Genomic DNA, 9794 nt, shown 5'->3' on the forward strand with positions numbered 1-9794 from the left:
GTGGGACCGGTGGTCGTCCCGGGCGGCCACCGGCGCGATGATTGACAACAGCCCCTGGAGATGGGAGCACAGATGGCACTGCATATCATCGACCGCAGGCTTGCAGGCAAGAACAAATCGGTGGGCAACCGCGAGCGGTTTGTGCGGCGTTTCAAGGAGCAGATCGCAGAGGCGGTTCGCAAAGCCGTGTCTGCGCGCGACATTCGCCACATGGACGAGGCGGAAACCATCACCATTCCTAAAAAAGACATTCAGGAGCCGGTCTTCAGGCACGGTCAGGGCGGCATCCGGGATGTCGTGCTGCCCGGCAACCAGGAGCATGTGCGTGGCGACCGCATTGCCCGCCCGCCCGGCGGCGGGGGCGGCTCCGGCTCGCAGGCCAGCGATAGCGGAGAGGGGCAGGACGACTTCACCTTCACGCTGACCAAGGAAGAGTTCATGGAGCTTTTCTTTGAAGACCTGGCCCTGCCGCGACTGCTGCGCAACCATATCGGCAATACCCTTCAATACAAGACCCGGCGCGCGGGTTACAGCCATGACGGCACCCCCAGCAACCTGGCGCTGGTGCGGACCATGCGTGGCGCGCTGGGCCGGCGCATCGCGCTGACCAAGGCCGCGCATCGCGAACTCAAGGAGCTGGAAGAACAGCTCGAAGCCTTGTTGGAGCAGGATGACGGTACCAGCGAGGCGGTGGCCGAGTTGCAGCGCCGCATCGATGCCTTGCGCGAGCGCATAGGCGGCGTGCCTTTTCTCGAGCAGCTGGATCTGCGGTTCCGCAACCGCAGCAAGGTGCCCGTGCCCAGCAGCCAGGCCGTGATGTTCTGTGTGATGGACGTGTCGGGCTCCATGGATCAGGAGCGCAAGGAACTGGCCAAGCGCTTCTTCATCTTGCTGTACCTGTTTCTCACCAGGCATTACGACAAGATCGAGATCGTCTTCATTCGCCATCACACCCAGGCGGCCGAAGTCAGCGAAGACGAGTTCTTCCACTCCACGGAGAGCGGGGGGACGGTGGTCAGCAGCGCGCTGGTCCTGCTCGAGCAGATCATCAGGGCTCGCTACCCGGTCAACGACTGGAATATCTATGTCGCTCAGGCCAGCGATGGCGACAATTTCAGCGATGACGGAGGCAAATGCCACAGTCTTCTCGCAGAAAGAATACTGCCGCTGGTGCGCTACTACGCGTATCTGCAGGTGGTGCTCGAGGAACAGAGCCTTTGGGAGGAGTACAGCCGCCTGCTGCCGCTGTTTCCCCATTTCGCCATGCGTAAGGTGTCGGCTGCCAGCGAGATCTATCCGGTGTTCCGCGATCTCTTCAAGAAAGATGGGGTATCGGTATGAACCTCAATCTCTACCCTGTGCTGGACCCCAGCGCCAGCAAGAAGGCCGGAAACCCGCACTCGCAGGGCGAGTCCCGCTTCCGCGATGTGCCCCAGGCGCCGTTGGTCGCGTCCCAGCGGCCGGCATCGCCGTTGCCCGATCCCAGTGACTGGACCTTCGAGCTGATCGAGCAGTACCACGCAGCGATTGCCGCCACCGCCGAGCGCTATGGGCTGGACACCTATCCCAACCAGCTGGAGATCATCACGGCGGAGCAGATGATGGACGCTTACTCCAGCGTGGGCATGCCCGTCAACTACCGGCACTGGAGCTATGGCAAGGAGTTTCTGGCCACGGAGCGCCGCTACCGGCGCGGCCATATGGGACTGGCCTACGAGATCGTCATCAACGCCAATCCTTGCATCAGCTATCTGATGGAGGAAAACAGCACGGCCATGCAGGCCCTGGTGATTGCCCACGCTGCCTACGGGCACAACAGCTTCTTCAAGAACAACTATCTGTTTCGCATGTGGTCCGATGCCGGCAGCATCATCGACTACCTTGTCTATGCGCGCGACTATGTGGCGCAATGCGAGGAGCGCTATGGGCTTGACAGCGTGGAGCAGTTGCTGGATTCCTGCCATGCGTTGTCGAACTTCGGCGTGGATCGCTATTGCCGGCCATCGCACAAAAGCCTGGCCCGCGAGCGCGCCGAACGCGAGGAACGCGAGGCCTATGTGCAGCAACAGGTCAATGTGCTTTGGCGGACCCTGCCTGCCCGAAGGGACAAGGACCGGGACAGCACGGTCGCGGGCAGCGAGCGCTTTCCCCGCGAGCCTGAAGAGAACATTCTGTACTTCATCGAGAAAAATGCGCCCTTGCTCGAGCCCTGGCAACGAGAGATCGTGCGCATCGTGCGCAAGATTGCCCAGTATTTCTACCCGCAGCGGCAGACCCAGGTGATGAATGAAGGCTGGGCCACTTTCTGGCATTACACCTTGCTCAACACCCTGTACGACGAAGGCTGGCTGACCGATGGCGTGATGCTGGAGTGGTTGTCGTCACACACGAATGTGATCTACCAGCCGCCTGCGGGCCACAGGGCCTTCAGCGGCATCAATCCCTATGCGCTGGGCTTTGCCATGTACCGCGATATCCGGCGTATCTGCGAGAAGCCGACCGAGGAGGACCGCCGCTGGTTCCCCGACATGGCCGGCACGCCCTGGTTGCCAGCGCTGCACCATGCCATGCGCAATTACAAGGACGAGAGCTTTGTCGGCCAGTTCCTGAGCCCGCAGCTGATGCGCGACATGCGTTTGTTCTCCTTGCATGACGACCCCGATGAACGCGATGTCCTGGTCAGCGCCATCCACGACGAGGACGGCTATCGCACGCTGCGCCAGCTGCTGTCGCAGCAATACGACCTGGGAACGCGCGAGCCCAATATTCAGGCATGGAGCGTGAATCTGCGTGGCGACCGCAGTCTGACGCTGCGGCATACCCAGTACCAGGGCAGGCCGCTGGCAGAGGACGCACTGGAAGTGCTCAAGCATGTCGCCAGGCTGTGGGGATTTGGCGTGCATCTGGAGAGTGTCAACGGCGACGGCGAGACACCGGTGCTGCTGCATTCGGTTCCCGCTCCTTCGCACTGAGACGATTCAAGTGGAAATGGCTTCAAATGCTTTCCTGTAAAGCGCTATAAGCTATTAAACTGAAAGCAAAAAGCGCTGCCATAGCAGCGCTTTTCCAGGCCCGTGCCGTCAGGTTCAGTCGGCGGCTGGGGCCGTCCGGCCCCGGGGCTATGCAGCCCAGCCGCTACGCCCTGCGAAGAAGGGCGTGGCCTTAGTGCATCAGAATGCCGGAACCACGGCACCCTTGTACTTTTCCTGGATGAACTTCTTGGTGTCTGCCGAGTGCAGGACGCTTATCAGCTTGGCAATGTCGGCACCGTTGGCGCGGTCCTTGCGGGCCACCACGATGTTGGTGTAGGGGGAGTCGGCACCTTCGATGAACAGGGCATCCTTGGTGGGGTTGAGCTTGGCTTCGATCGCGTAGTTGGTGTTGATCAGGGCCAGGTCGACATCAGCCAGGGCACGGGGCAGCAAAGGCGCTTCCAGCTCCTTGAACTTCAATTTCTTGGGGTTCTTGACGACGTCCAGTGCGGTGGGAGTCAGGCTCTTGGGATCCTTGAGCTCGATCAGGCCCTGCTTGGCCAGCAGAATCAGAGCGCGGCCGCCGTTGGAGGGGTCGTTGGGAATGGCCACGGTGGCGCCATTCTTCAGATCCTTGATGTTCTTGATCTTGCTGGAATAGGCGCCGAAGGGCTCCACATGCACCTTGCCGTTGGGCACGGCCACCAGCGAGGTCTTGCGGTCCTTGTTGTAGCTGTCCAGATAGGGCTGGTGCTGGAAGAAGTTGGCATCCAGTTGCTTGTCTTCCACGGCAGCGTTGGGCTGGACATAGTCGCTGAACTCCTTGATCTCCAGATCGATGCCCTGGGCCTTCAGCGCGGGCTTGACGTGGTTGAGGATTTCGGCGTGAGGCACGGCCGTGGCGCCCACCTTGAGCACATCAGCCGCCTGAGCCGACAGTGCCAGAGTGGCAATAGCGATAGCAGAGAGAGCTTTCTTCAACATTGGTTCTGACTTTCTTCAGCAAGTTGCAATAAATTCCGGGCCTTGTCTGGACCGCGGTGAACTGAGGTGCATAGTCTAGTGCCGTGTTTCAAGGCCTGCAGGACATTTTTCTTATTTGGTTATAAGAGCGTCGTTTTTTATTCAAAGATTTTCAACTCGGATTGACTGCCATGAATCCCGAAATGCTGGAGCGCCTGGTGCGCGTGCCTATGCCTTATGGCAAGTACAAGGGCCGTCTGATTGCGGATCTGCCCGGCAACTATCTCAACTGGTTTGCCCGCGAGGGCTTTCCGAAGGGCGAGATCGGCCAGTTGCTGGCCTTGATGCAGGAGCTGGATCACAACGGACTCGGCGGTTTGCTGGAGCCCGTTCGCAGGGCTGCGGGATTGCCGCCGAGGGCGCAGCAGTAGGCCTCCGCCAGAAGCGCTTTCGCTGGTCTGCTGCGCCAAGGGCATGGGGCCGGATCCGCAGTGCAGTGGTGACGCGGCCCCTTGGTCTTTGCGTATGCAGCGGGGTTTCACGTCCCCGGCTCCTGTGACAGGTCCGAATGCCGGACAATACGTCCCTTGCCTGCATGTTTGGCAGCATACATGGCCTCGTCCGCATTTTGCAGCAGGGCTGCCGTGGAGCTGCCTTCCATGCTGACGGAGATGCCGATGCTGCTGCCGACCTGTACCATCACACCGCCTTGCAGGGCAATGGGCTGGCGCACGGCGTCCATGCAGCGCTTCATGACAGACATGGCCTCTTCGGCGGTTTGCAAGCCGCACAGCAGCACCACGAATTCATCGCCACCCAGCCGGGCAACGCAGTCGTCCGCGCGGGCCTGGGCCACCAGACGCGCGGCAACCACGCGCAGCACCTCATCCCCGGCATCGTGGCCCTGGGTGTCGTTGACCTGTTTGAAGCCATCCAGGTCCATGAAGCACACGGCAACCCTCTGACCTCCAGCCAATTCCCGGTTCAAGGTTTCTTCGAGTGCCCGTCGATTGGCCAGACCCGTCAGCGCGTCATGGTTGGCAAGGTGGTTGGCGGCCTGTTCACCGCGCTTGAGAGCGTCGATGTCCACCAGAATCCATAGCGACTCCTCTTCGTTCAGCAGCGTGCCTGAAGCATCGACCCACAGCAGATTGCCGTCGGCGTTGCGCATCTGGAACTGCGCGTGAAACTTGCCTCGGGCCATCAGAGAGGCATAGGCCTTCTCGCCGATACGCTGGTAGGAGGCCTCGTCGGGGTAGAGCGTGCGGGTGGATGCGCCGTGCAAAGCAGCGGCCGGCCGCTTGAGCAGCCGGCGCATGGCGGGGTTGGTCCAGACTATCTTGCGTTCGCGCAGGCGGGCCATGCCGATCAGGTCATTGTCGATGACCAGCTCCTGTTCCTTGCGAATGCGGTGCTCGCGCTGCTGCAGACGGTACAGCGCGACCGAGCCCAGGGCGATGAGGACAATGCACAAGCCAGCCAGACTCCATGCCCGCCAGGCGGAAGCACGCCACATGGCCATATAGGTTTCCGTGCCCAGGCCGGTGAACACCGTGAGCGGATATCCCGGCAGCCGGTGATAGGCCGTGATGCGCTCGACACCATCCATCAGGGTTGGTGTGATGTACCAGCCTTCCTCGGGGCTGCGGCTGACGGCCAGGTGGTACTCGGTCGTTACGGTCGCCTGGCCAATGCCTGCTTCGGCATCCTGGCTTGCAGCCGGATAGCGCGCCACCAGCAGTGCCTGGTCGGTGCGAAGCGACATGGCGCTGTCCGTGCCGAACGACTGGCGTTGGAACAGCTGGTGAAAATGATCGGCCGCGACGATCGCATAGACAATGCCCTGGAACTGATGGTCGTCTGACAGAAGACGACGCGCCAGCACGATGGACCATTTCCCGAAGGAGTGGCTGATCAGCGGTTCGGACACCACCATCCGGTCTGTTTCGCGGGCCTGGGCGAAATACGCCCGGTCCGCCACCGAAAATGGCGCATCGATCTCGCTGGGGGTGAGAAGCACCTGACCTGCTCGGTCCGTCGTGCGCAGGGCCGTGACAAAAGGAATCAGGGCACGCTGCTCATGCAGCATTTCATACAGGGTGGAGTTGGCGGCGGGCAGGCCGTCGGAACTGCGTGCGAGATAGCGGCTGGCAATGGACGACAGGGCGTTCTCGACCAGACGAACCTCGGCAGCCAACTCCAGACTCAGACTGCGGGCCTGGTGCCGGGTGACGGCAATTCCCAGGTCCATGTCCGCACGGTAGTTGGCATGCACGCCCAGCCAGGCCGCAAAACACAGCAGGGCTGCCACCAGCAGGTTGCCGAGCACGATGCGATGCAGAAGCTTGGGAGGGTGGAAGCTTGTCATCTGGATTCTTGGGGGTTCTTGAATACCACGCAGGGTCGGATACGGCTCGGCCTTGGACATTTGCATCTGTCGCCATCCGAGTAAAGCACCACGGAGCACGACAGGGCAATAGCGCTACAGCACGGCAATGATCTGTTGCCCTGGAGAGGTTTTCGTGGCATGCGACGCCGGAGTGCGTGACGCCTCTGGTCCGGGAAAGCGCTTCTTTTCCGGACCGGATGTAGTCGGTCCTGGATGGCCCGTGCGCCAGACGACGGATGCATCACCGGCAAAGACTCGCAGCCTGAACGGCAGGGCCGGAGTGCGGGTGCTCGGGCTCGTTACCGGGCCGTGGCGTGTGGCGGGATCATCGTTGCCGGCATCGGGGCCGGACAGGGGACGAAGCCTTGATCCATGCGGACATTCGGATGCCAGTTCTCACATTGAAAATGAGAATTGATATCATTTAAGATTCTGCTTGCACTCCATTTCCCCCGCATCATGCCTGCTGCCGAATCTGCCGTCCATCGCGAAGTCTCCGCACTGTACACCGCCCATCATGGCTGGTTGCAGGGCTGGTTGCGCAGAAAGGTCGGCAGTGCCTTTGATGCCGCAGATCTGGCGCAGGACACGTTCGTGCGTATCCTCGGCGTGCGTGAGCCGCAGAGCATCGAGTCGCCACGAGCCTACCTGACCACGGTGGCCAAGGGGGTGCTGGTCAACTGGTGCCGGCGTCAGGCGCTGGAGCGCGCCTATCTGGAAGCACTGGCCTTGCTGCCCGAGCCCGAAGCGCCGTCGCCAGAGTACCGGGCCCTGGTGCTGGAGTCCTTGCACGAGATAGATGCGATGCTCGATGCCCTGCCGCCCCTGGTGCGGCGCACCTTTCTGCTGTCCCAGCTGGAAGACATGAAATACGACGCCATCGCGCTGCAACTGGGCGTGTCGCTGAGCAGCGTCAAGCGCTACATGGCCCAGGCCTTCAGGCACTGCCTGGCACTGATGGATTGATGACCATGGATGCGCATTTGCTTGACGAAGCTGCGAACTGGCTGGTTCGCCTGAACGACAGAGGCCTGACGCAGGCTGAGCATGCCGCCTTCGAGCGCTGGCGCCATACCAGCCCCGCCCACGAAGGTGCGTGGCTGCGGGCCGAGCTGCTGATGGGCAAGCTCGCAGGCATGCCGTCGGCGCTTGCCATGCCGGCGCTGGACCGATCACGGCGCCGCAGCCGACGGGCAGCGGTGACCAGGGTGGCGGTATTGCTGGCCGCCCTTCCCGGTGGCTGGATGGGTTGGCGTGTGGCGCAGCAGCAGGGCTGGGCAGCCGATCTGCGCACCGGCACGGGCGAGCAGCGCAGCGTGACGCTGGCCGATGGCAGCCGTTTGCGACTGGATACGTCAAGCGCCGTGGATATCCGCTTCGATGCTCACCAGCGCCTGATCCATCTGCGTCGAGGCTCGATTCTGGTGGAAACCGCCCCCGATCCCGACGGCATGGACCGGCCTTTGCTGGTGGCGACGGTCGTGGGGCGTCTGCGGGCGCTGGGCACGCGCTTTTCGGTGCAGCAGGACAGTGAGGGCCGGTTCGTGGACCTGGCCGTGACGCAGGGTGCGGTCGAAGTCACGCTGTACGGAGCCTCCCGGCCTGAGCTGGTGGTGCCTGCGGGCAGCTCGACGCGCTTGACCGCCAGGGGCGCCGCAGCGCTGAAGACGGCGAGCGCGCAGCAACTGGCCTGGGCGCAGGGCATGCTGGTGGCGGATGCCATGCCCATGGCCGAAGTCTGTGCACGGCTGGCACGCTACCACTCCGGTCTGCTGCATTGCGCCCCGGAGGTAATGGCCATCAAGGTCTCGGGAGCCTATCCCCTGGCTGATACCGACCGGGCATTGGCCATGCTGGCCGAGACCTATGCCGTGAGCGTGCACCAGCGCTGGCGCGGCTACTGGATCACGGTGGCGGCGCGCTGAGTCCGCTGGCCCGGCCGCAAAAAAAAGATGCAGGCCGCTGAGACTTTTTCTCCAGTTGTTTGGCAAGCAAGGTGAACCACTCCATTTTTGCTTCCAAAGGACTGCTTTTCATGCCTGCTTCCATGGCTTCCCGTTCCCTGCCGAATCCTGTATTTGGACCTGTTGCGCGCGCCGCCCGACTTGCCCTGCTGGGCTGGGCGCTGGCATCGACTTCCGTGCAGGCGGCCGAGTCGCCTGCAGCCGGCCAGGCCCAGACCTACCGTATAGAGGCAGGCCCGCTGGGCCGGGTGCTGTCCGAGGTGGCGGCCACGGCCGGCATGGCGCTGTCCTTTGACCCAGCGCTCACCCAGGGCCGGCAAAGCCCGGTTCTGGCTGGCAGCTACACGCCGCGCGAGGCATTGCAGCGCCTGTTGGCCGGCAGCGGTCTCGAGCTGGTCTCGCGTCCCGGCGGCAGCTACACCCTGCAAAGGCAGGCCGTGGCGCCCATCTCGGGTGAGGAGGGCGGCACGCTGTCCGAGGTGCGCGTGACGGCCCAGGCCGAGCGCAGTGGCACCACGGAAGGCACGGGAAGCTACACCCAGACGGGGCCCAGCCGCACGGCCACGGGCCTGAACCTGACGCTGCGCGAGACGCCGCAATCGGTCAGCGTGATGACGCGCCAGCGCATGGATGACTTCCAGCTGGAGACGCTGGCCGATGTGCTGGAGCAGACGCCGGGCATCGGCGTCTATCGCCAGAACAATGCGACGGACTTCCAGGCCCGCGGCTCGGAGGTGAATCTGCAGGTCGACGGCATGCCCCAGCTCAGCAACGGCTGGTACTTCGTCACCAGCACCATGTATGCGCTGGACGATATGGCCGAGATGGACCGTGTCGAGGTGCTCAAGGGCTCGTCGGGGCTGGTGGTCGGCAAGGGCGGCTATGGCGCCACCGTCAACCTGATCCGCAAGCGTCCCACGCGCGAGTTCCAGGCCAGTGTGCGCGCCAACGCCGGCAGCTGGGATACCTACCGTGCGCAGGCCGATATAGGAGGCTCGCTCAACGAGGCCGGGACGCTGCGCGGCCGCGTCGTGGCCTCCATGACGGACGCGGGCAGCTTCCGCGACAACGAAAAGAGCAACAGCAAGATGCTGTTTGGCACGCTGGAGGCGGATCTCACACCCGACACCCTGCTGAATCTGGGCATCACACTGCGTCAGCGCGAGGCTCGCGGCTTCGGCACGACCCGGCCCATACAGCGCTACACCGCGGCAGGTGCCGAAGTGGGGCTGATGCCGCGTTCGTTCAACAACGGTGCGCCCTGGTCGGGCTATGGACAGGACAGCACCGAGCTGTTCGGCAGCGTGGAGCAGCGTCTGGCCCATGACTGGACGGCAAGTCTGAAGTTCTTCCATCAGAGCGTGAAGATGGACGACATGACACTGGGCTACCTCTGGAACAGCACCACTGCTGCCTATCTGCCCTGGAAGGATGTGGAAAACCGCAACTGGTCGGTCAATCTCGATGTCAAAGGCCCGTTCAGCTTGCTGGGACGCACGCACGAGC

8 protein-coding genes are annotated in these 9794 nt (G+C 62.8%); 6 read left to right on the top strand and 2 right to left on the bottom strand.

Features of this window, described 5'->3' with window-relative positions:
• The first annotated feature begins 72 nt into the window (after positions 1–72).
• Both E2583_RS09730 and E2583_RS09735 read left to right on the top strand, forming a co-directional pair.
• Positions 73–1341 (top strand): YeaH/YhbH family protein, encoded by a 1269-nt coding sequence (locus E2583_RS09730; RefSeq protein WP_291595248.1) that lies wholly within the window; start codon positions 73–75, stop codon positions 1339–1341.
• Positions 1338–2972, top strand: coding sequence for a SpoVR family protein (locus tag E2583_RS09735; RefSeq protein ID WP_291595250.1), 1635 nt, complete (start codon positions 1338–1340; stop codon positions 2970–2972). Before E2583_RS09730 ends, E2583_RS09735 begins: the two co-directional genes overlap by 4 nt.
• A 198-nt stretch (positions 2973–3170) precedes the next feature.
• Here E2583_RS09735 and E2583_RS09740 read toward each other — a convergent pair whose 3' ends face one another.
• Positions 3171–3956: a MetQ/NlpA family ABC transporter substrate-binding protein gene (locus E2583_RS09740; RefSeq protein WP_291595252.1), complete on the bottom strand. Its 786-nt coding sequence runs from the start codon at positions 3954–3956 to the stop codon at positions 3171–3173.
• 170 nt (positions 3957–4126) lie between these two features.
• Between E2583_RS09740 and E2583_RS09745 the strand changes: the two genes are divergently transcribed.
• A complete protein-coding gene (locus E2583_RS09745) occupies positions 4127–4366 on the top strand; it encodes a DUF3820 family protein (RefSeq protein ID WP_291595253.1) in 240 nt (79 codons plus the stop codon).
• Between the two features lie 107 nt (positions 4367–4473).
• Here E2583_RS09745 and E2583_RS09750 read toward each other — a convergent pair whose 3' ends face one another.
• Entirely contained in the window at positions 4474–6303 is a 1830-nt protein-coding gene (locus tag E2583_RS09750; RefSeq protein WP_291595255.1) for a diguanylate cyclase, read from the bottom strand.
• A 480-nt stretch (positions 6304–6783) separates the two neighbouring features.
• Between E2583_RS09750 and E2583_RS09755 the strand changes: the two genes are divergently transcribed.
• The 3 genes from E2583_RS09755 to E2583_RS09765 all read left to right on the top strand — a co-directional run.
• Positions 6784–7290, top strand: a complete 507-nt coding sequence (locus E2583_RS09755; protein WP_291595257.1) for a sigma-70 family RNA polymerase sigma factor — start codon at positions 6784–6786, stop codon at positions 7288–7290.
• Between the two features lie 5 nt (positions 7291–7295).
• Positions 7296–8249 carry a FecR domain-containing protein gene (locus E2583_RS09760; protein ID WP_291595260.1) on the top strand — a complete coding sequence of 318 codons (954 nt, stop codon included), beginning with the start codon at positions 7296–7298 and terminating at the stop codon, positions 8247–8249.
• A gap of 110 nt (positions 8250–8359) precedes the next feature.
• Positions 8360–9794, top strand: a 1435-nt coding sequence (locus E2583_RS09765) for a TonB-dependent receptor plug domain-containing protein (protein ID WP_291595262.1), incomplete at its 3' end; no start/stop codon positions are given.

The sequence above is a fragment of the Comamonas sp. genome, from assembly GCF_009360615.1.
Lineage (GTDB): Bacteria > Pseudomonadota > Gammaproteobacteria > Burkholderiales > Burkholderiaceae_C > Comamonas.